General features: G+C 70.9%; 17 protein-coding genes and 2 pseudogenes. 5 read left to right on the top strand and 14 right to left on the bottom strand.

The features are described 5' to 3' along the window. Nucleotides 1–6: 6 nt before the first annotated feature. The 6 genes from HEP85_RS12095 to HEP85_RS12070 form a co-directional block, all read right to left on the bottom strand. Nucleotides 7–1,560, bottom strand: a complete 1,554-nt coding sequence (locus HEP85_RS12095; protein ID WP_168527795.1) for a DUF1996 domain-containing protein — start codon at nucleotides 1,558–1,560, stop codon at nucleotides 7–9. 301 nt (nucleotides 1,561–1,861) lie between these two features. Beyond that, a complete protein-coding gene (locus HEP85_RS12090; RefSeq protein ID WP_211117930.1) occupies nucleotides 1,862–2,866 on the bottom strand; it encodes an NAD-dependent epimerase/dehydratase family protein in 1,005 nt (334 codons plus the stop codon). Nucleotides 2,867–2,999: 133 nt separating this feature from the next. Beyond that, the gene (locus tag HEP85_RS12085; RefSeq protein WP_168527794.1) at nucleotides 3,000–3,587 is read right to left on the bottom strand and encodes a winged helix-turn-helix domain-containing protein; all 588 of its coding nucleotides are present in this window, start codon (nucleotides 3,585–3,587) and stop codon (nucleotides 3,000–3,002) included. 426 nt (nucleotides 3,588–4,013) lie between these two features. Then, nucleotides 4,014–5,051: a glutamine synthetase gene (gene glnII, locus HEP85_RS12080; protein WP_168527793.1), complete on the bottom strand. Its 1,038-nt coding sequence runs from the start codon at nucleotides 5,049–5,051 to the stop codon at nucleotides 4,014–4,016. Nucleotides 5,052–5,572: 521 nt separating this feature from the next. Then, nucleotides 5,573–6,247 carry a hypothetical protein gene (locus HEP85_RS12075; RefSeq protein ID WP_168527792.1) on the bottom strand — a complete coding sequence of 225 codons (675 nt, stop codon included), beginning with the start codon at nucleotides 6,245–6,247 and terminating at the stop codon, nucleotides 5,573–5,575. A gap of 179 nt (nucleotides 6,248–6,426) precedes the next feature. Further along, nucleotides 6,427–6,786, bottom strand: coding sequence for an arsenate reductase family protein (locus HEP85_RS12070; RefSeq protein ID WP_168527791.1), 360 nt, complete (start codon nucleotides 6,784–6,786; stop codon nucleotides 6,427–6,429). Nucleotides 6,787–7,004: 218 nt separating this feature from the next. Here HEP85_RS12070 and HEP85_RS12065 point away from each other — a divergent pair, with 218 nt between their 5' ends. After that, a complete protein-coding gene (locus HEP85_RS12065; protein ID WP_168527790.1) occupies nucleotides 7,005–7,313 on the top strand; it encodes a hypothetical protein in 309 nt (102 codons plus the stop codon). 290 nt (nucleotides 7,314–7,603) lie between these two features. Here HEP85_RS12065 and HEP85_RS12060 read toward each other — a convergent pair. Then, nucleotides 7,604–8,802: pseudogene (locus HEP85_RS12060) on the bottom strand (winged helix DNA-binding domain-containing protein). 278 nt (nucleotides 8,803–9,080) lie between these two features. On the opposite strand from HEP85_RS12060, the gene HEP85_RS12055 reads away from it, so the two are divergent. Then, a complete protein-coding gene (locus HEP85_RS12055) occupies nucleotides 9,081–9,605 on the top strand; it encodes a hypothetical protein (RefSeq protein WP_356016605.1) in 525 nt (174 codons plus the stop codon). A 5-nt stretch (nucleotides 9,606–9,610) separates the two neighbouring features. Next, a complete protein-coding gene (locus HEP85_RS12050; protein WP_369657692.1) occupies nucleotides 9,611–10,969 on the top strand; it encodes a DUF2252 domain-containing protein in 1,359 nt (452 codons plus the stop codon). A gap of 26 nt (nucleotides 10,970–10,995) precedes the next feature. Here HEP85_RS12050 and HEP85_RS12045 read toward each other — a convergent pair whose 3' ends face one another. The 3 genes from HEP85_RS12045 to glnA form a co-directional block, all read right to left on the bottom strand. Next, nucleotides 10,996–11,625, bottom strand: coding sequence for a hypothetical protein (locus HEP85_RS12045; RefSeq protein WP_168527786.1), 630 nt, complete (start codon nucleotides 11,623–11,625; stop codon nucleotides 10,996–10,998). Between the two features lie 36 nt (nucleotides 11,626–11,661). Beyond that, complete coding sequence (gene htpX / locus HEP85_RS12040) at nucleotides 11,662–12,585, bottom strand: zinc metalloprotease HtpX (RefSeq protein WP_168527785.1); 924 nt, start codon at nucleotides 12,583–12,585, stop codon at nucleotides 11,662–11,664. A gap of 287 nt (nucleotides 12,586–12,872) precedes the next feature. Then, complete coding sequence (gene glnA / locus HEP85_RS12035; RefSeq protein WP_168527784.1) at nucleotides 12,873–14,282, bottom strand: type I glutamate--ammonia ligase; 1,410 nt, start codon at nucleotides 14,280–14,282, stop codon at nucleotides 12,873–12,875. A 200-nt stretch (nucleotides 14,283–14,482) separates the two neighbouring features. Between glnA and HEP85_RS12030 the strand changes: the two genes are divergently transcribed. Then, nucleotides 14,483–14,950 carry an RDD family protein gene (locus tag HEP85_RS12030; protein WP_168527783.1) on the top strand — a complete coding sequence of 156 codons (468 nt, stop codon included), beginning with the start codon at nucleotides 14,483–14,485 and terminating at the stop codon, nucleotides 14,948–14,950. Nucleotides 14,951–15,256: 306 nt separating this feature from the next. Here HEP85_RS12030 and HEP85_RS12025 read toward each other — a convergent pair whose 3' ends face one another. The 4 genes from HEP85_RS12025 to lipB all read right to left on the bottom strand — a co-directional run bounded on the left by HEP85_RS12025 (nucleotide 15,257) and on the right by lipB (nucleotide 18,554). After that, nucleotides 15,257–15,958 (bottom strand): DUF4191 domain-containing protein, encoded by a 702-nt coding sequence (locus HEP85_RS12025; RefSeq protein ID WP_168527782.1) that lies wholly within the window; start codon nucleotides 15,956–15,958, stop codon nucleotides 15,257–15,259. A gap of 112 nt (nucleotides 15,959–16,070) precedes the next feature. After that, the gene (locus HEP85_RS12020; RefSeq protein WP_148013661.1) at nucleotides 16,071–16,268 is read right to left on the bottom strand and encodes a hypothetical protein; all 198 of its coding nucleotides are present in this window, start codon (nucleotides 16,266–16,268) and stop codon (nucleotides 16,071–16,073) included. Nucleotides 16,269–16,586: 318 nt separating this feature from the next. Beyond that, nucleotides 16,587–17,552 carry a lipoyl synthase gene (gene lipA, locus HEP85_RS12015; protein ID WP_168527781.1) on the bottom strand — a complete coding sequence of 322 codons (966 nt, stop codon included), beginning with the start codon at nucleotides 17,550–17,552 and terminating at the stop codon, nucleotides 16,587–16,589. 207 nt (nucleotides 17,553–17,759) lie between these two features. Beyond that, entirely contained in the window at nucleotides 17,760–18,554 is a 795-nt protein-coding gene (gene lipB, locus HEP85_RS12010) for a lipoyl(octanoyl) transferase LipB (protein ID WP_168527780.1), read from the bottom strand. A gap of 287 nt (nucleotides 18,555–18,841) precedes the next feature. Here lipB and HEP85_RS12005 point away from each other — a divergent pair. Beyond that, a pseudogene (locus HEP85_RS12005) lies at nucleotides 18,842–20,325 on the top strand (regulator). Nucleotides 20,326–20,330: the final 5 nt, after the last annotated feature.

Genomic DNA, 20,330 nt, shown 5'->3' with positions numbered 1-20,330 from the left:
TGGGGGTCACTTACAACGCTGGCCCTTGTTGATGCAGTTGACCATCTTGTTCATCAGGTTCTCGTCGAAGACGTTGATGAAGTCGTCGTGGTCGGTGGCCGCCTTGTGCAGCTGCTCGGGGAATCCGTCCACCGCGTAGGCATTCTTGATCTGCCCGTTCTGCAGGGTCGGTGCCCGGAAGCCGTAGACGAGGCGCATCGTCAGCTGCGGAATGGCCTTGAAGCCATTGGCACAGCTGCCCTGGGCGTCCGCGAAGGCCACGTGCGTGCGGTGGTTCGCGCTGTCGATGTTCACTCCGTCCCAGCAGCTCTGGAAGGCGAAGGTGCGTACCACGGTGCTGCCGCGCGGGCAGATCGGGTACTGCTGCGTGAGCTGCACCTTGTTCTCGAAGCCGGTGCAGGACCAGTGGGCGTTGGCGTTCGCGAGACCGTTGGTCGTGGTCTTCGCGTCACCCGTGATGATGCGCAGGAACTTCGGCATCGCGACGACCTGGCTCTTCGCGCTGCCGACGAACTTGATCTGCGCCTGCTTGACCTGCTGGATCTGGCCGACGTTTCCTTCCTTGCCACCGCCGTCGTTGTTCTGGTCGAAGTCCTGCGTACCGTTCTGGATACGCACGACCGGCCAGTAGTACGTCGACTTGTCGCCCTGGTTGGCGCAGGTGGTCTTGGCCGCGGCGAACGTGTCGTTGTTGGCGAACGCGTCGTTCGACTGGTTGCCGACGTAGTCGTGCAGGTGGTGCGCGCCGTTGGTGACACCGGGTGCCACGATGACGTTGTCGGTGTTGAACTTCTTGTTCGCGTTCACGCCGCAGGACGTGGTGAACGTGCCCGTCGAACCGCCGGCCCGGGTCCCTGCCTTGCGGGGTACGTTCGCCTGGACCTTCGTGATGTCGACGAAGTCCGAGGCGAGCGGCCCGTTGCCGGCCTGACCGCCGTTGCCCGTCTGCTGGCCGCCGCCCTGCTGGCCGCCGGCGCTCGCGCTGGCCGAGGGGGAGGGCGCCGGACTGGCCGTCCCGCCGTTGTTCTGGCCACCGTTGTTCTGACCGCCGTTGTTCTGGCCGTTGTTGCCCCAGCCGGCGTTGGTCTGGTTGGCGGGCGTCCCCGTGCAGGAGGACAGGCCGTCGAGCGAGGACGGTGTCGAACCGCCGACCCGGCTGATCTCCAGCTTGATCCGGTCGATGATCACCGACCGGTTGTTCTTCAGCGGTCCGAGGATGGAGTTCTGGACGAAGCTCGCGTCCCTCGTCTGCGCGTCACGGGTCGTGGCGAGCCGCTGGTAGGCGGCGGTGATCTGTTGGTCCAGCGTGGCGAGTTCGCCGTCGACCTCACCGCGGGCCTTGTTCGGCACATTGGTCAGCTTCTGACCGACGTCCGGACAACTGATGGTGGCCACCTGAGCGGTGGCGGCCTTCGTGGTGTTGGGAGACGAGTTCTCCTCGTGCGCCGAGGCGTAGAAGTTCGCCCAGACCAGTCCACCCCCGCCGATCGCGAGTGCTGCCGACGCGGCGATGGCCCGAACGGCCAGCGGCGAACGGCGTTTTCGTATGTTGCGTCCCATGGAACTCCTCTGACTTCCTTGCGGGGCATCGAGGGCGCCCGACAGGAGTGAAGCGGCTCCCATCCATACGCAGGTGACGTGTGAGGCGTTCAGAAACCTCGGAAAATCTTAGAAGTTCGTGAGGCCATTTCCGGCACAATGGGCTCAGAAGCGCACGATTTTCGGGAAGTTGATCTCCGAAATCATGTTTGAACAATATTCAGCGCGCTCTGAAGGGGATTCTTTCCGGGGCGTCGGCACGGCTCTTGGGACTCCGCCCCGGACCCCGTCCGGGGGCGGAGCCCCCAGGGGGCGCGAGCGGTCACCGGGAGAGCAACCTGGCCTCCGCTTCCGGAGGCAGCCCGACCGGCGGGCGGTCCGGACGCCGCGGAGCCGTACCGCCCACGGCCTGGAGCCACGCCCACGTGTCGGCGACCGTCTCCGCGACATCCCGGCACCGAAGCCCGGCCTCCACCGCCCGGGAGACATCCGCTCCGTACAGCGCATCGTGCAGGTCACTCCCCGGCGGCACCCACACCGGCAGCTGTGTCCACGGCTCGACCCCGGCGCCCAGGATCATCTCCGGCTCGATCCACCGCAGTTCCGCGCCGCTGCCCGTCACCCGCACGCACGCGTCGAGCAGCTCCCCCATCGTCGTGTGACCCGGCGGACTCGTCAGGTTGTGGGCCCCGCTCGCCCCCCGCTCCACCGCCCCGAGGATCCACTCGGCGAGGTCACGGACATCGACGTACCGGAGGGGAAGGTCCCGGGGTCCGGGCGCCGGTACGGGCCCGCCCCGCGCGATCCGGCCCAGCCACCACGGCAGGCGGCCGATGTTCTCGTACGGCCCGAGGATCAGCCCGGACCGCACGAGCAGCGAACGCTCCGCGCCGAACGCGGAGACGGCGGCCAGCTCACCGCCCAGCTTGTCGCGCGCGTAGTCGGTCGGCCCGGCGTCCTTCGACGCCCCGGTCACGAGTGGCGCGTCCTCGGTGTACCCGGCGGGCGGAGCCCACGCGTAGACCGAGCAACTCGACACGTACACATGGCGCGCGGCCCGGTCCGCCAGCAGCCGTGCCGCGTCGAGGACGGGCCGCGGCGCAGCCGACCAGGTGTCGACGACGACGTCCCAGTCACTTTCGGCGGCGGCGCCCGCGAGCGCCGCGAGCCCGTCGGGAGCGGTGCGGTCACCGAGCAACGACCGCACCCCGGCGGGAGGTTCGTGCCGTCCCCGGTGGAAGACGGTCACCTCCCAGCCGCGTCCCACCGCCGCCTGCGCCACGGCGCGCCCCGCGAACTCCGTACCACCCAGCACCAGAAGTCTCATGGTGACGACTCTGCACGGTCGGCCCACCGGACGGAACGGGAATCTGCTGAGGGAAGATCCGCCAGAAGATGTGACGGACGCGGACGCGGACGCGGGACGGACCGACCGGCCGGCCGGCCGGCCGACGGACCGATCAGCGACCGGTCGGAGGCGCGTACTTGTAGCCGACCCGTCGTACCGTCTGGATCGACTGCCGGTGCTGCGCCCCGAGCTTGCGGCGCAGCCGCGCGACATGCACGTCGACGGTCCGTCCGTCGCCCACGTGCCCGTAGCCCCACACGGTGGTGACCAACTGGTCCCGGGTGTGCACCCGGTGCGGGTGCGTGACGAGATGCGCGAGCAGCTCGAACTCCAGGTAGGTGAGGTCGAGCGTCCGCCCGTCGACCTCGGCGGTGCGCTGCACGGAGTCGATACGCACGAGCGGGTCGCTTCCGGCGGGGGCGGGCGTCCCCGCCGGGTCCGGGGCGACGGCGACCGGCAGCAGGGGCTGCTGGTCGGCCGGCACGAGGAGCAGGTAGCCGATCATCGGCGGCCGGCCGGGCAGTACCGGCAGCGTGTGCGGGGGCGCGGGCAGCCAGGTGGCGCCCGGCGGCAGGAAGTCCGCCACGTTCACCACCTCGTCCCGGTCGACGGCACGGAGCCGGTGACGCCCGGCGCCGGCCGTGGGCGTGACCGGGGAGGGGGAGGTCGCGACGGAGGTGAAGGAACGTGTGTTCGCCATGAGAGGTCAGCTCTTTCGCGCGAGGAGTTCGTCGGGAGGGTCGACGACCGCGAGTTCGTGGTCGGGGCCGTCGAGGACGTACGTCGTGCGCGCTGGCCGAAGGCCGGGGTGTACGGCTTTAGAGGGCCGGCGCGTTCGTCGCGCGGCAACACACCCGGTCGAAGTCGTGATGCTGACGGGAAGGCCAGAAGGGCTCCAGGTCGTGGCGACCTGTCGCGGTGCACTTCTGGTGGCTGGCCATGTCTCCATTGAAGCAGAAGGCGGGGCCGGGCAGGAGTCCTGGTTCAAAGGTCGGACGCGCCCTTGATGCGAACGAGGGCTCGCACCCCTCGCGCGCTCCGCACGCCGGGCCGCCGTACGGGGGCGTGCCACGCCGAAGGGGCGCCCACCGGCATGGTGGGCGCCCCTTCGCGGGCAGGGGGTGGATCAGACCTGGCCGGCCTTGTCCAGGGCGGCGCAGCAGGTGTCGACGAGCAGCCGCGTCACCACGTACGGGTCGACGTTGGCGTTCGGACGGCGGTCCTCGATGTACCCCTTGCCGTCCTTCTCGACCTGCCACGGGATACGGACCGAGGCACCGCGGTCGGAGACGCCGTACGAGTACTCGTTCCACGGAGCGGTCTCGTGCAGGCCGGTCAGGCGGTCGTCGATGCCGGCGCCGTAGTTCTTGACGTGGTCGAGCGGCTTCGAGCCCTCGCCCAGCGACTCGCACGCGGTGATGATCGCGGCATAGCCCTCGGGCCCTTCGCGCATCGCCCTGGTGGAGAAGTTGGTGTGGGCGCCCGCGCCGTTCCAGTCGCCCTTGACCGGCTTGGGATCGAGGGTGGCGGAGACGTTGAAGTCCTCGGCGGTGCGGTAGAGCAGCCAGCGGGCCACCCACAGCTGGTCGGAGACCTCCAGCGGGGCGAGCGGGCCGACCTGGAACTCCCACTGGCCGGGCATGACCTCGGCGTTGATGCCGGAGATGCCGAGGCCCGCCTTCAGGCAGTTCTCCAGGTGCGCCTCGACGATGTCACGGCCGAAGATCTCGTCGGCGCCGACACCGCAGTAGTAGCCGCCCTGGGGGGCCGGGAAGCCGCCGACGGGGAAGCCGAGCGGGCGCTCCCCGTCGAAGAAGGTGTACTCCTGCTCGATGCCGAAGATCGGCTCCTGAGCGGCGAACCTCTCCGCGACCTCGGCCAGCGCGGCACGGGTGTTGGACTCGTGCGGCGTCATGTCGATGTCGAGGACCTCGCACATGACGAGGAGGTGGTCCCCGCCGCGGATCGGGTCGGGGTAGCTGGCGACCGGCTTGAGTACGCGGTCCGAGGCGTGGCCCTCGGCCTGGTTCGTGGAGGACCCGTCGAAGCCCCAGATCGGCAGCTCGGCACCCTTGGCGTCGTCGGCCAGAATCTTCGTCTTCGAACGGAGCTTGGCCGTCGGCTCGGTGCCGTCGATCCAGATGTACTCAGCCTTGAAGGTCACGGGCCACATCCTTCGGGTGGGTCTCCAGGCGCGCCGCGGGTGCTGCGGCGCTCGCGGCACCGTGGCGCCGCGTCATGCCCGGAAGCCTGTCAACAGGCGATTTCCCGATCATTGCCCGAGCATGAACCCCGTGTTACCTGGTGTCCCTGTGCCGCGCCTCACTCGCCGAGAGCGATGCGCGACCGCTGTCAGGGGCCCGTTCGCGAAGGCCGCGAGGGAGGCGCGCCGCCCGCCGTGATCCGCCCGGGGTGGCCGCGGCGTCTCGTATGCGATGGGTTTGCGGGCGCGCTGGATGTTCTGGTGCGCTGGGTGTTCTGGAGGTGAGGTGCCGGTCCTGCTGCTCGTGGCCGCGAACAGCAGGACCCATGACCCGTGCCGGGTGGCGGCACGGGCCGCCGCGGCGCTGCCGCGCATACAGGCGGCCGTCCTCCCGGACGTCTCGCCGCAGGCGCCGCCGCACACCGCGTCGGCCGAACTCACCTTCGATCTCGCGCAGTTCCCAGGTCGTCAGTCTCCGGTCCTCACCCCACCTTCTCGATCAGGGCCCGGCGGATCAGGAACTTGCCCGGCTCGCGGACCTGTTCGAACGCGGCGTTGTTCAGCAGCGCGCAACTGCCGGACACCGACGTGACCTGCACGGTGGTGGACTTGTTGTTGTCCAGGTTCGTGACCTTGAGCTTCGTCCCGGCGGGGAACTGGTTGCTGGAGGCGGCCGGTGCGCCGCCCTCGCCGGAGAGGGTGACGGTCGAGCCGGCACAGACCTGCCGGCCGGTGGCCGCGCCGCCACCCGCCCCCTGCGCGGGTGCGGTGGTCTGCTGCTTCCCCGGCGCGCTCGGCGCAGGCTGTGCGGGCTGCGCGGGCTGCGCGGGCTGCGCGGCCTGGGGGCCCTGAGCCGACTCCCCGACCTGGCAGTTCGACGCCGCCTGCTGGACCTTGATCTGCGCGATGACCGCGTCGCGGTTGGCGATCCGGGCCTGCGACTGGGCGTCGGGCTTGGCCCGCTGCCCGTCGATGAACGTCTGGTTGTTGCCCAGCGCGGTGGCCAGTCCCTGGCAGACCGTCGAGTTCGACGCGTTCTGGACCGGGGCCGCGTTCGAGGTGGTCGCCATGACGAAGGCGCCGCCTCCCGCCACGGCCGCGGCACTGACCAGCAGCGCGAGCTTCTTCCTGGGACTGAGAGTTCTCCTACGCGACATGCGCGCCTCCTGTCCCCGGCCGCCGCCATGGGCGGCCGGATGCGATCCGTATGCCGCTATGTACGAGATACCGAACGGGGCTGCTCAACAGTTCACCCAAGTCACTGAAGTGACCTGTGTCACGCGGGAGTTGGGGCAGCCGGGAAGGGGGAGGCGGGGTGGCCGGGGAGGGGCGGCCGCTAGCGGGACAGGGCCTCGCGCACGGCGTCGTCGGTGCGCGCCACGACGGCCGTGCCGTCGTCCGCGGTGATGATCGGCCGCTGGATGAGCTTCGGGTGTTCGGCCAGCGCCGTGATCCACCGTTCCCGTGAACCGTCGTCCCGGGGCCACGACTTCACCCCGAGCTCCTTGGCGTCGGCCTCCTGGGTGCGGGTGATGTCCCACGGTTCGAGGCCGAGCCGCTCCAGTACGGCCCGGATCTCGTCCGGCGTCGGTACGTCCTCCAGGTAGCGGCGCACGGTGTAGTCCGCGCCCTCCGCGTCGAGCAGGTCGATGGCGCCGCGGCATTTCGAACAGGCCGGGTTGATCCAGATCTCCATGCCGGACACGGTACATCGATGAGTCTGTTCGAATTCCTGTCGTCACATGCGCACCGTCGGAATCTGGTGTGACAGGACGTCAATTGCGGCTTCCACCTGGGCATTTACTGGACCTTGCGCTCTCCCCGGATGTCAGTGGCGGGCGGTAGACTGGGAGCAGTGTTCGAGGGGGTCGCCGGGAGGGCCGGCGGTGCCCCGACCGCGACAGGAGGATGCCGGTGCCCGCTGCCGCACTGAAGCCGCTGCCCACCCAGTCCACATCGAAGAGGGCGGTCCTGATGGACCTGCCGTACGAGCCCGTGGCGAAGCGCCCGCTGCCGCCGGGGCGTCCCCGCGAGTGGTACGTCACGCACAACCGTCGGCTCAAGGCGATGCGTCTTGCGATCGCCCTGCTCGACTCCGGTGTGTACGTGCCGAATCAGGCCCGCAACGAGGTGATACGCAGCACCGCCGCGATCGTCGGGGTGCATCCGCCGTCGGACACCACGTGTCACATGGTGCGGGCGTTGCTGCGGTACGCGCGCTGAGCGGGGGGATGTCCGGTGCCGGGTCGCTTGTTCCCGGCACCGACGTCTCTCGCCCCCGCCGCACCTACCCGACCCGTCTCCGGAGCCAGCCAAGGGGCTGCGCCCCCTGGACCCCCGCTTCGCCCGAAGGGCTCGTCCTCAAACGCCGGACGGGCTGATGGTGCCGGCCTGGGCTGCGGATTTTCAGCCCGTCCGGCGTTTGAGGACAAGGCCCTCAAGACCGAACGGGGGTCTGAGGGGCGGAGCCCCCGGGGACGGGTCGGGCAGGGGCGAGAAGTGGGCCGGTGACCTCACGGAGTGGTCAGTTCGCGTTCCAGCGGTGTGCGGAAGCGCGGGGTGACGCGGGCCGAGCCCAACCAGCCCCGCAGACGCGCGGCCTCCGCCTCGATCGCCGCCATCCCCTCCCGCCCCACTCCCTCCGGCTCCAGCACCCGCCACACCACCTCACCGTCACCCCGCTGAGCCCACCCCCCGACCACCCGCCCGTCCCACCACACCGTCGGCCCGACATTCCCGCTGCGGTCGAACAACGCTTAAGCCGCAGCGAGGGCGCGAGATACCAGTCCCGCTCCTGCCATCCCATGGCCGTCGGGTCGAGTCCGGGCAGCAGCGCGGCCCACGGCGCGCCGGGCTCGTCGACCGGACCGGCGTCGCTTACCATGACGTACCCGCTCACCCCGCCGTCGAGCGACACGGCCTCCGCCCCGACCGCCCCCAGCGCCCGCCGCACATCCGTCACCTTCCACCCCGTCCACCACTTGAGGTCCGCCTCCGATGCGGGCCCGCACACCGTGAGCCAGCGGCGCAGCAGCTCGCGCTGGGCGTCACCGGCCGGGAGCCCGGGGTACGGCGGGGCGACGGCCCAGCGGAACTGCGTCGAGGTCCAGGAGCCGAGCGGACGCCCCCGCACGACCCGCCCCTCGACGCCGAGCACCCGCATCAGACGCGAGGACACGGTGTGCGCACTCTCGTACCCCCGGCCCGCGCCGTAGGTGAACTGCTCCCTCAACCGCGGTTCATCGCCCGTGAGTTCGTTCACGGTCGCCTGCCCGCGCCGGGCCAGCGCGGCGAGCGCGGACGCCTCGACCTCCGCGAGCCACTCCTCGGTCAGCCGCCCGCCACTGCCGGTGATCATGTCCTTGATCAGTCCGGCCCGCGCCTTCGCCGCGATCGCCAGGCCGGTCGAGGCGTGCACCACGGCGGCCAGTTCGGTGGGGAACACGAACACGGTGTGCCGCATGCCGTGCATCCGCACCAGGGTCCGGTCCCCGTACAGCGCCCGGTCGAGCTCGGCCACCGTCCGCCCGGCCTCCGCGAGGCGCGCGCCCACCGCCAGGTACACCGTCGCCGGATCGGTCCCGTGCAGCGCGACCAGTGACCCGGCGACCTCCTCGGGGGCCGCCGCGCGCCGTGGCCCCGTGAGCCGGTGCCGCAGCGCGAGCCGGGCCCGCCGCTCCGCCACCCCGATGTGCCGCCGCTGCTCGCCCACGCCGCCTCCGCCTCATGGCCGTCGTTCCCCGCATCCTCTCGCGCCTCACCCGATTGCCGCCTCCCGCATGCGTATGCCCTGCTCAGAGCCTTGACTGTGGTGAACGCGAGGCAGGGAATCCGCAGCGGAACGCCGGGAGGCGCGATGGCGAGGAACGGGATACGGGGGCTTCGGGTACGGGGGGCGCGGCTGCGACGGGGGATGCTTAAGCGGTACGGGAGCGAGGTGCCGTCGTACGAGGTGCCGTCGTACATGGTGCCGTCGTACGACGGCTCGGTGTGCGAGCCGTCGGCGCGCGCGGGACGCTGCTGCGGTCGGCCGGTGCCGTGCTGCTGGGCGTTCTCTCCCTCACCGGCTGTTCGGGCGACGGCAATCCCGCCGGTACCGCCTCCCAGGCCGCCTCCGCCGCCGCCTCCCTCGCCTCGGCGGCGAGCAGCGCCCTGGCCTCCGCGACCGCCGGGGCCGGCAACTCCCTCGCCTCCGCCACCGCCGAGGCGGGCCGGCGGTTCGACGAGTTCAGGAGCGGCCTGAACGCCAAGGGCGAGGTGAAGGCCGGCGACCGGATGCGCACCGACTCCGACGGCCGTTCCACCGTCGAGGTCACCGCCACCAACCCCACCTCCACGTCCCGGACGTACGTCGTCCAGGTCGACTTCCGCGACAAGGGCGGCAACCTCCTCGACACGGTCGTCGTCAAGGTGGACGACGTTCCGGCGGACGGCTCCAAGGACGCCACGGCCCGCAGCACCCGTAGCCTCTCCGGAGCCGTCAGCAGCGACGTCGCTCGCGCAGTGCGGACCTGACGGCCGTGGCCCCGACCGGCGCCACCGCCACCCCCGCCGCACGGGCCGCCCACGGCAGGGCCGCCCGCAAGCGCGCCCCCCGTTCCTCGCACGCCGTCTGGATCCCCGGCGTCGACCGCCCCGACCCCGTCGCCGTCCTGGAACGGCAGGGCAGGGACCGACTGCCGGAACTGCTGCCGATCCGGTACGGGCGGATGACCGCCTCGCCGTTCGCCTTCCTGCGCGGAGCCGCCGCCGTGATGGCCGCCGACCTCGCCTCCCAGCCCCACACGGGCCTCACGGTCCAGCTGTGCGGTGACGCCCACCTCCTCAACTTCGGCCTGTTCGCCTCACCGGAACGCGCCCTGCACTTCGACCTGAACGACTTCGACGAGACCCATCCGGGCCCCTTCGAGTGGGACGTCAAACGGCTCGCGGCCAGCGTCGCGGTGGCCGCCCGCGAGAACGGGTACGCCGAGACGCGCGTGCGCCGCGCGGCCGAGGCCGCCGCGGCCGAGTACCGCAAGGGCATACGACGGCTCGCGGACCGGGGCGAACTGGCAGTCTGGTACGAGCGCATCGACGCCGACCGGCTGCTCCCGCTCGTCCGCTCCGCCGGCCGGCGGCGACGCGTCGAGTCGAGCCTCACCCGCGCCCGCCGCCGCACCAGCCTGCACGCCCTCGGCAAACTCACCGAGACCGTCGACGGACGGCGGCGCATCGTGCGCGACCCACCGCTCCTCGAACCGGCCGGCGCCTCCGACATGGCGACCCTGCGCAAGATCTTCAGCGACTACCGCTCCACCCTCGCCGAGGAGCGCCGCCTCCTGCTGGACCGCTACCGTTTCGCGGACGCCGCGCGCAAGGTCGTCGGCGTCGGCAGTGTGGGCACCCGCTGCTTCATCGTGCTGCTCACCGGCCGGGACACCGACGACCCGCTGTTCCTGCAGATCAAGGAAGCCACCAGATCCGTACTGGAGGAGCATCTGCCCGGCGGTCCGTACGTCCATCCCGGCCACCGGATCGTCGCCGGGCAGCGGCTGCTGCAGTCGGCGAGCGACATCTTCCTCGGCTGGATGACCGGGCCGCAGGGCCGCGCCTTCTACTGGCGGCAACTGCGCGACATGAAGGGCTCCGCGAACGTCTCCGGCATGACGCCGGACGAGCTGGTGGCCTACGCCCGGCTGTGCGGCACCGCGCTGGCCCGCGCGCACGCGCGCTCCGGCGACCGGGTCGCCATCGCCGCCTACCTGGGCGGCGCCGAGACCTTCGAACACGCCGTCGCCGACTTCGCCCTGCGCTACGCGGACCAGAACACGAGGGACCACGCGGCGTTGGACTCGGCGGTGGCGGCCGGAGTGGTCACGGCGGCACGCGGGGTGTGAGGCCGCGGGCGGCGCCCCGGGGGGCGTCACAGACCGGGGGCGCCCCACACGGGGAACCACCGGCCGAGGTCCTGCTCGATGCGCAGGTCGTCGGCGAGCGCGGCCTTGATCCGCAGTTCGAGCGCGTTGTCGCGTCGCCCGCCGGTATCGGCCGACGGCGCGAAGGGGTAGAAGGTGCCGCGTTTGTAGAGATACACGAGCCCGAGCCGCTGCCCGGCCTGCTCGGGGTCCTCGGTCTCCGCGAAGGCCACCACCGAGCACAGCAGTTGCGGGCCGAAACCGCTGCCCTCCAGTGTGCTGTTGACCGCGTGCAGATCGCTCACCAGCGCGGGCAGGTCGTCCGGGGCGCGCCGCGAGACCAGCCACGAGTACCCGTATTCGTCCCGCGTCACCTCCACCGGTGGCCCCGAGCCGGGCTGCCCGGACGGCGCGGACTGCGCTCGGCCCGTGTCCGCCTCCAGCAGCTCCCGCACCTCGCGGTGGGCCTCGGCGAAGGCCGCGCCCTCGACGGACGCGAAGCACACCGCGCCCGTCCCGGTCGGGGTGAACCCGGCGGCCGCCTGTAGGGTCACGGCGGCCGACGGCAGTCCGAAGAGCTGGTCGAGATCGGGTGCGACGGCCTTGGTGCGCCCGAGCAGGATGTCCAGGAACCCCATGCGGACGGCTGCCTTTCGAAGAACGGCGAAGTACGGTCAGGTGGTCTTGCCGGGGGTCGCCGCCTCGCCCAACTCGGCCGAGATGCGGCCCAGTTGTTCGAGCCGCTGTTCCAGGCTCGGGTGGGTGGAGAAGAGCTTGCCGAGACTGGGCCCGGCGCCCAGGGCGGGCGTGAAGTAGAAGGCGTTGAAGGCCTGTGCCGTCCGCAGGTCCTTCGTCGGGATCCGCGCGATGTCCCCGGAGACCTTCGTCAGCGCGGAGGCGAGCGCCGAGGGCCGGCCGGTGAGCAGTGCCGCGGACCGGTCGGCGGCCAGTTCGCGATACCGGGACAGGGCCCGGATGAGCAGGAAGCTGATCGCGTACACGGCCGCGGAGACGGCCATCACGGCCATGAAGATCGCCAGGGTGTTCTGGTCCTTGCGCCCGCGCCCGCCGAAGAGCTGAGAGTAGAAGGCGAACCGTACGATCAGTCCGGCGATCACCCCGAGGAACGAGGCCACGGTGATCACGGCGACGTCCTTGTGCGCCACGTGCGACAGCTCGTGCGCGAGGACGCCCTCCAGCTCGTCCGGCTCCAGCCGACGCAGCAGCCCGGTCGTCACGCACAGCACCGCGTGGTCGGCGTTCCGTCCGGTCGCGAACGCGTTCGGCATGTCCAGGTCGGAGACGGCGACGAGCGGCTTCGGCATGTCGGCGACGGCACACAGCCGGTCCACGACCCCGTGCAGCTGCGGATGCTCCTCCCGCTCCACGATGCGCCCGTGCATCGCGTACAGGGCGATACGGTCCGAGAACCAGTACTGGGCGCCGAGCATCGCGGCGGCGACGACCACGACCAGTACCCAGGACTTCAGCAGCACGATCAACGCGGCGACGAAGGCCACGTACAGCAATCCGAGCAGGAACAGCGTGACCGTCATCCGCACGGTCAGGCGCCGATCGCTCCGGAACCGGCTCTGCATTCTGCATCACCCCGAACTCAGACACTCAGGCACTCACGCACTCCGGCACTCGTCCCGCTTCCATTGTGCGCCCGTGCCCACCCAAGAACCGGTGCCGAACGGCCCCACGGGAGGCAAAGAACAGCCCTGTCGAACGTCACTTCCTTACGCGCCGCACACACCCGTCCAGCGCCTCGCGCGACGACGGCCCACGCGCCGTGTACGACGACCCGGGTGCCGCGCACAACGACGGAGCCCCGTCACCACCCGAGGGCGGCGACGGGGCTCCGTACGGAAGCCGGGCCGGCTCACACGTCGTAGTACAGCTCGAACTCGTGCGGGTGCGGACGCAGCTGCAGCGGCGCGATCTCGTTCGTGCGCTTGTAGTCGATCCACGTCTCGATCAGGTCGGACGTGAAGACGTCACCCGCGAGCAGGAACTCGTGGTCGGCCTCGAGACGGTCGAGGACGGCCGGGAGCGAGGTCGGGACCTGCGCGACGCCCGCGTGCTCCTCGGGGGCCAGCTCGTACAGGTCCTTGTCGATCGGCTCGGCCGGCTCGACCTTGTTCTTGATGCCGTCGAGGCCCGCGAGCAGCAGCGCCGAGAAGGCGAGGTACGGGTTGCCGGAGGAGTCGGGCGCGCGGAACTCGACGCGCTTGGCCTTCGGGTTCGAGCCCGTGATCGGGATGCGCATGGCCGCGGAGCGGTTGCGCTGCGAGTAGACCAGGTTGACCGGGGCCTCGAAGCCGGGGACCAGGCGGTGGTAGGAGTTCACCGTCGGGTTGGTGAAGGCGAGCAGGGAGGGGGCGTGCTTGAGGATGCCGCCGATGTAGTACCGGGCGGTGTCCGAGAGGCCCGCGTAGCCCGCCTCGTCGTAGAACAGCGGGTCGCCGTTGGCCCACAGCGACTGGTGCACGTGCATGCCCGAGCCGTTGTCACCGAAGATCGGCTTCGGCATGAACGTCGCGGTCTTGCCGTTGCGCCAGGCGACGTTCTTCACGATGTACTTGAAGAGCTGGAGGTCGTCGGCCGCGGCGAGCAGCGTGTTGAACTTGTAGTTGATCTCGGCCTGGCCGGCGGTGCCCACCTCGTGGTGCTGGCGCTCGACCTGGAGCCCGGACTTGGCCAGTTCCAGGGAGATCTCGGCACGCAGGTCGGCGAAGTGGTCGACCGGCGGGGTGGGGAAGTAACCGCCCTTGTAGCGGACCTTGTAACCGCGGTTGTCCTCCACCGCGCCGGTGTTCCAGGCGCCCGCCTCGGAGTCGATGTGGTAGAAGGCCTCGTTCGCCTTGGTGTCGAAGCGCACGCTGTCGAAGACGTAGAACTCGGCCTCGGGGCCGAAGAACGCGGTGTCGGCGATGCCGGTCGAGGCGAGGTAGGCCTCGGCCTTCTTCGCGACGTTGCGCGGGTCACGGGAGTACTGCTCGCCCGTGATCGGGTCGTGGATGAAGAAGTTGATGTTGACCGTCTTGTCGCGGCGGAAGGGGTCGACGCGCGCGGTGGACAGGTCGGCGCGGAGCGCCATGTCGGACTCGTGGATGGCCTGGAAGCCGCGGATCGAGGAGCCGTCGAACGCGAGCTCCTCGGCCGGGTCGAAGGCCTCGGCCGGGATCGTGAAGTGCTGCATCACACCCGGCAGGTCGCAGAACCGTACGTCGACGAACTTGACGTCCTCGTCCGCGATGAACTTCTTGGCCTCGTCGGCGTTCTGGAACATCCAGCTCCTCCTACTCCCGCCCACTGTGGACCGGGGTGGTAGTTCGTTCGTGCGGCCAGTGCGGTGGCACACGCTGGGGCCTGACCATAGGGACGGGGGATTTCTCCAGCGTGACCCATTTGTTTCGCCCAAGTTAACCGACCCGGGCTGCCCAGGCCCCTCGTGTCCGTATGCCAAAACGGGCGCAGTACCGTTGACGGGTGGACAACAGGCAAGCAATCGGATCGTGGCTCTCCGGACCCCGGGCGGCCATGGAGGACTCCGGCGCGGAGCTGGGGTACCGGGGCGAGCAGCTCGGTCTGCCGGAGACCGGGCCCGGCTCCATCGCCCGTCCGGGACGCCGCCTCGGCGCCATCGCCGTCGACTGGGCCCTGTGCATGGTGATCGCATACGGGCTGCTCACCGACGGCTACGGCCAGGCGACCGGGAACTGGGCGCTGCTCGTCTTCTTCGCCCTCGGTGTCCTGACGGTCGGTACCGTCGGCTTCACACCGGGCAAGCGGCTGTTCGGCCTGCGCGTCGTGCCCGAGGGCGGCGGGCGGCTCAACCCGCTGCGCGCCCTGCTGCGCACCGCCCTGCTGTGCGTCGCCGTCCCCGCGCTGATCTGGGACCGCGACGGCCGGGGCCTGCACGACCGCCTCGCTCGGACCGTCGAGGTCCGCGCCTAGGGCGTGTTGCGAAAGCCCCGCCCTCCGGGCGGACGACAGGGCTTTCGCAACACGCCCTAGCCGTCCGGCCTCCACCGCGGGGCTCGGCGCTCCCCGGGCACGACGTCCGGACGGACGAACCAGGGCCCGGCATGAGCTCGGGCCCGGCAATGAGCGCGGCCACGACATGAGCCCCGGCGCGGTACGAGCCCGGCCACGGCAGCGGGATGCGACGACACGACGTCCGGGCAGGACGTCCGGACACGACGAAGGGGGCGACCGGAGAGATCCGGTCGCCCCCTTCGTCGTACGCATGTAGGAGGGGTGTCAGCGGGCCTTCGGACCGCCGCGCGGCATCCGCATGCCCTTGGGCATCGGGCCCTTCGGCAGCGGCATGTTGCTCATCAGGTCGCCCATCGCCCGCAGCCGGTCGTTGGTGGCGGTCACCTGCGCGCCGGTCAGGACGCGGGGGAACTTCAGCATCGTGGTGCGGAGCTTCTTGAGCCCCACCTGCCCGTCACCGGTGCCCACCAGTACGTCGTGCACCGGTACGTCCGCGACGATCCGCGCCATCTTCTTCTTCTCGGCCGCCAGCAGGCTCTTCACCCGGTTCGGGTTGCCCTCGGCCACCAGCACGATGCCGGCCTTGCCGACCGCGCGGTGCACCACGTCCTGGCTGCGGTTCATCGCCACCGCGGGGGTGGTGGTCCAGCCCCGGCCGATGTTGTCGAGCACGGCCGCGGCGGCGCCCGGCTGGCCCTCCATCTGTCCGAACGCGGCCCGCTCGGCCCTGCGCCCGAAGACGATCGCCGTCGCGAGGAAGGCGAGCAGAAGGCCGAGAATGCCCAGATAGACCGGGTGGCCGATCAGGAAGCCGATCGCGAGGAAGACACCGAGGGTGACGATTCCGACTGCCGCGAGTACAAGACCGATCTTGGAATCGGCCTTGCGAGTCATCTTGTAGGTCAGGACGATCTGCTTGAGTCGCCCGGGGTTCGCAGCGTCCGCTGCAGGTTCCTTCCTCGCCATGCCACGAAGTCTACGTGGCCCGGCAAGGCCCGACGACGGCAGTGTCCGGGCGGACGGCGGCAGCGCCCGCGGCCGGGGCCCGCGGCGAGGCGGGCGACGAGTCGTGCGACGGCTACGGACGCGTCGCCACGGACTCCAGCACGCGCTGCGCCTCGACCCGGTCCTTGGCGCGACGGCGGTCCTCCAGGACGGAGGTCCAGGCGTTGCGGCGGGCGGTGCGCTGGCCGCTGCTCATGAGCAGCGACTCGACGGCACGGAGTGCATCGGTGAACGACGGGATCGCGGTGGCGCGTACGGGCGCGGCCTGCATGATGGGAGGTCCCCCCTCGGGATGACGGCTCGTGGGACGGGGCGGTACGTGGTGTAAGACCAGGGTCACTGATTGGTGTTACCAGGGCGTGACCGACCGGTCAAACACCAATGAAGCCTTGATGCACCAGGTCTCCAGCCTGACGCGATCCTGACGGGGGTCCCCAACTGCGCGGACGGCCGCGAGGGTGCCGAATTGGCCACTACCGGGCGGTAGTTGCTTGTGCGCCGACTCACACGCGAGCGGTGGCACTCAGTGCCACCGCTCGGGTCGAACAGGTTTCCCCCGACTGCTCCGTCCGGGGGTGCCGCGCGCCGGTCAGACGGCCTGCGAGGCGACGTACGCGCCGCGCTTCTCGACGGCCATCCGGTACAGCCGGCCGGCGCGGTACGAGGAGCGGACCAGGGGGCCCGACATGACGCCGGAGAAGCCGATCTGCTCGGCCTCCTCCTTGAGCTCCACGAACTCGTGCGGCTTGACCCAGCGCTCCACGGGGTGGTGGCGCACGGACGGGCGCAGGTACTGGGTGATGGTCACCAGCTCGCAGCCCGCCTCGTGCAGCTGCCGCAGCGCCTCACCGACCTCCTCGCGGGTCTCACCCATGCCGAGGATCAGGTTCGATTTCGTGACCAGACCGTAGTCCCGGGCCTCCGTGATGACCTTCAGCGAGCGCTCGTAGCGGAAGCCCGGGCGGATGCGCTTGAAGATCCGAGGGACCGTCTCCACGTTGTGCGCGAAGACCTCCGGGCGCGAGGAGAAGACCTCGGCGAGCTGGGCGGGCTCGGCGTTGAAGTCCGGGGCGAGCAGCTCGACCTTGGTGCGGCCCTCCGCGCGCTCGGCGGTCTGGGCGTGGATCTGGCGGACCGTCTCCGCGTACAGCCAGGCGCCGCCGTCCTCCAGGTCGTCGCGGGCGACGCCGGTGATGGTGGCGTAGTTCAGGTCCATGGTGACCACGGACTCGCCCACACGACGGGGCTCGTCACGGTCGAGGGCCTCCGGCTTGCCCGTGTCGATCTGGCAGAAGTCGCAGCGCCGGGTGCACTGGTCCCCACCGATCAGGAACGTGGCCTCCCGGTCCTCCCAGCATTCGTAGATGTTGGGGCAGCCCGCCTCCTGGCAGACCGTGTGCAGCCCCTCGCTCTTCACGAGGCTCTGCATCTTCGTGTACTCGGGGCCCATTTTCGCCCGGGTCTTGATCCACTCGGGCTTGCGCTCGATGGGGGTCTGGGCGTTCCGGACCTCCAGGCGCAGCATCTTGCGTCCGTCGGGTGCGACTGCGGACACATCGGCTCCCTGTAGCTTCGATTCTTCGGCGTACACCAGGGTACGCCCGTGCGGTGCTTGCTCCCCGGGGTGGGCAACCTTGGGGAGCAAGGGTGCATTCCCGGGGCCGGTCGAGCGGTTCCCCGCGCTCCGGGGGGTTTCCCTTCCCCGGAGTGTTCCCCGGTGCGTTTCCCGGAGTGCTTCCGGGGTGTTCCCCGGAGGGGGACGTCAGGCGGACGCCCGCTCCACCTCGCGCGGCCTGAGGTCGGCGTTCGCCAGTACGTCGCCCAGGTGCTTCTCCACGACGGGCAGTACCTCGTCGATGGTGAGCTCGCGGCCCAGCTCGTACGCCAGTGACGTCACGCCCGCGTCCCGGATGCCGCACGGGATGATCTTGTCGAAGGACGAGGTGTCCGGGTTCACGTTCAGGGCGAACCCGTGCATGGTGACGCCCTTGGCGACCCGGATGCCCATGGCGCAGATCTTGCGGTCCTCGCGCCGCTGGCCGGCGTTGGAGGGCGCGTACTGCGGTCCGTTCAGCCGCGGGTCGAACTCCTCGTCGGCGAGCCGGGGGTCGAAGTCGAGGGAGAGTCCGCCGGAGGGGCGCTGTTCGACCGGGTCACCGAGGACCCAGACGCCCGCCCGGCCCTCCACCCGGCTGGTCTCGACGCCGAACTCCGCGCAGACCCGGATCATCGCGTCCTCCAGGCGCCGCAGGTGCGCCACCACGTCCACGGGGCGCGGAAGCTTCTGGATGGGATAGCCCACGAGCTGCCCCGGTCCGTGCCAGGTGATCTTGCCGCCGCGGTCCACGTCGACGACGGGCGTGCCGTCGAGCGGGCGCTCGTTGTCCGCCGTACGCCGGCCCGCCGTGTAGACCGGCGGGTGCTCGAGGAGCAGGCAGGTGTCGGGGATCTCGTCCAGGAAGCGGGCGTTGTGCACCCGGCGCTGCTCGTCCCACGCCTCCTGGTAGTCCACGGCATCGGCACCGAATCCCATGCGGACGAACCGCAGCTCACTCACGGCAAGCGCCTCCCTCGAAGTCCACGACCGCGGTCCGGCACATCCGCGGAACCGTTGTCCGGTACGCGAAAGAACCTTTCGTCAGGTACGTAACGCGCCCACGCCACTGTACGTCCGGGTCCTCCGCGTCAGCCCAAAGGGCAATCCTCACACGATCGGATGAATGTATGTCGAAAGGTGCGATCGGGTGCTCACGCTCAGCTACATTCGCGCCGTTCACGAGGCCATAAGGGCTGCTCACAGACGGGCACGCAGTGGTGCCCGAAAGGCAGGAGACCGCACCGCAGATGACGGAACGACCCGCGCAGCGCACTCCCAACCGCCAGCTCGCCGCGCTCATCGCAGAAGCGGGGTTCTCCAACGCCGGTCTCGCCCGCCGCGTGGACCAGCTCGGCCTCGAACACGGACTGGATCTGAGATATGACAAGACATCGGTGACACGGTGGCTGCGCGGGCAGCAGCCCAGGGGCACGACCCCCGCGCTCATCGCCGAGGTGTTCACCCGCCGCCTCGGACGACGGCTCAGCGCGCAGGACCTCGGGCTCGACGCCTGCGCGCCCGTCTACGCGGGCCTGGAGTTCGCGGCGACCCCCGAGGAGGCCGTCGACATCGTCAGCGGGCTGTGGCGCAAGGACTCCGGCAGCCACGCCGAGCTGCGCAAGATCGCCTTCACCCCGGCGGGACTCGTCGTCCCCAGCCGGGACTGGCTGATCGGCCGGGCCGACGACCGGGTCGGCCGCGGCGACCCGGCCGCAGGCACGCGCATCCCCGCACAGGTGCGTCCCGCCTCTCCCAGGTTCCCGGCCCCGCTCGAACCGGGAGATCCTCCGGCCCGCCGCCGCAACCAGACCGAGCGCGGCCCCGGCCAGCGGGTCACCGGCGGCGACATCGCCGCACTGCGCTCGGTCGGCGAGCTGTTCCGTGCCCTCGACCACGCCTACGGCGGCGGCCACGCCCGGCAGGCGCTGGTCCGCTATCTGGAGCACGAGGCCGAGCCGATGCTGCGCGGTGTCTACGGCGAGCAGACCGGACGGCGTCTGTTCGCCGCCGCGGCCGACCTCACCCGGCTGGCCGGCTGGACCTCGTACGACATCGCCGCGCACGGGCTCGCGCAGCGCTACTTCGTACAGGCGCTGCGGCTGTCGCAGGCGGCCGGGGACCGGGCGTACGGCTCCTACGTGCTGGTGACCATGAGCCGGCAGGCCGTCTATCTCGGCCACGGGCGCGAGGCCGTACAGCTCGCCCGGGTCGCCCAGCAGGGCGTCGGCTCCTCCGCGCCGCCCGTCGTGCAGGCTCTGCTGCACTCGGTCGAGGCGCGCGGGCACGGAGTGCTCGGGGAGGTCCGGGCCTGCACGGCGTCGCTGGTGCGCGCCGAGCGGGCGCTGGAGACCGCCCGGCCCGGGGACGACGCGCCGCACTGGGCGCGGTTCTTCGACGAGGGACAGCTCGCCGACGAGTTCGGGCACTGCCACCGGGATCTGCAGCAGTACCGGGCCGCGGCGCAGCACGCCGAGCGCTCGCTGCAGTTGCGGGCGCCCGGGTACGCGCGCAGCCGGCTCTTCTGCCGGGTCGTGCTCGCCACCGCGCGGCTCGGGCTCGGAGAGCTCGACCAGGCCTGCCAGCTGGGCGCGGAGGCGGCGGGGCAGGCGGCGGAGATGCGGTCGGTACGGGCCGTCGAGTACGTACGGGACTTCGAGCGCTTAAGCTCGAACCGTACCGGGACGCCGCACCCGTGCGCGGCTACCGGGACCGGGTGGCCGCGCTCGGGTGACCCGG

This window comes from Streptomyces sp. RPA4-2, from assembly GCF_012273515.2.
In the GTDB taxonomy this organism is placed as follows: Bacteria; Actinomycetota; Actinomycetes; order Streptomycetales; family Streptomycetaceae; genus Streptomyces; species Streptomyces kaempferi.
Note: the sequence above shows the minus strand (reverse complement) of the source record. Positions and strands in the feature narration are given on the sequence as shown.

What these genes read in the sequence shown, in the direction of transcription:
- HEP85_RS12095 (WP_168527795.1), bottom strand. Translation starts at nt 1,560, where the DNA reads ATGGGACGCAACATACGAAAACGCCGTTCGCCGCTGGCCGTTCGGGCC.
- HEP85_RS12070 (WP_168527791.1), bottom strand. Translation starts at nt 6,786, where the DNA reads ATGGAGATCTGGATCAACCCGGCCTGTTCGAAATGCCGCGGCGCCATC.
- HEP85_RS12085 (WP_168527794.1), bottom strand. Translation starts at nt 3,587, where the DNA reads ATGGCGAACACACGTTCCTTCACCTCCGTCGCGACCTCCCCCTCCCCG.
- HEP85_RS12075 (WP_168527792.1), bottom strand. Translation starts at nt 6,247, where the DNA reads ATGTCGCGTAGGAGAACTCTCAGTCCCAGGAAGAAGCTCGCGCTGCTG.
- HEP85_RS12090 (WP_211117930.1), bottom strand. Translation starts at nt 2,866, where the DNA reads ATGAGACTTCTGGTGCTGGGTGGTACGGAGTTCGCGGGGCGCGCCGTG.
- htpX (WP_168527785.1), bottom strand. Translation starts at nt 12,585, where the DNA reads ATGCAGAGCCGGTTCCGGAGCGATCGGCGCCTGACCGTGCGGATGACG.
- HEP85_RS12045 (WP_168527786.1), bottom strand. Translation starts at nt 11,625, where the DNA reads ATGGGGTTCCTGGACATCCTGCTCGGGCGCACCAAGGCCGTCGCACCC.
- HEP85_RS12025 (WP_168527782.1), bottom strand. Translation starts at nt 15,958, where the DNA reads ATGGCGAGGAAGGAACCTGCAGCGGACGCTGCGAACCCCGGGCGACTC.
- glnA (WP_168527784.1), bottom strand. Translation starts at nt 14,282, where the DNA reads ATGTTCCAGAACGCCGACGAGGCCAAGAAGTTCATCGCGGACGAGGAC.
- HEP85_RS12020 (WP_148013661.1), bottom strand. Translation starts at nt 16,268, where the DNA reads ATGCAGGCCGCGCCCGTACGCGCCACCGCGATCCCGTCGTTCACCGAT.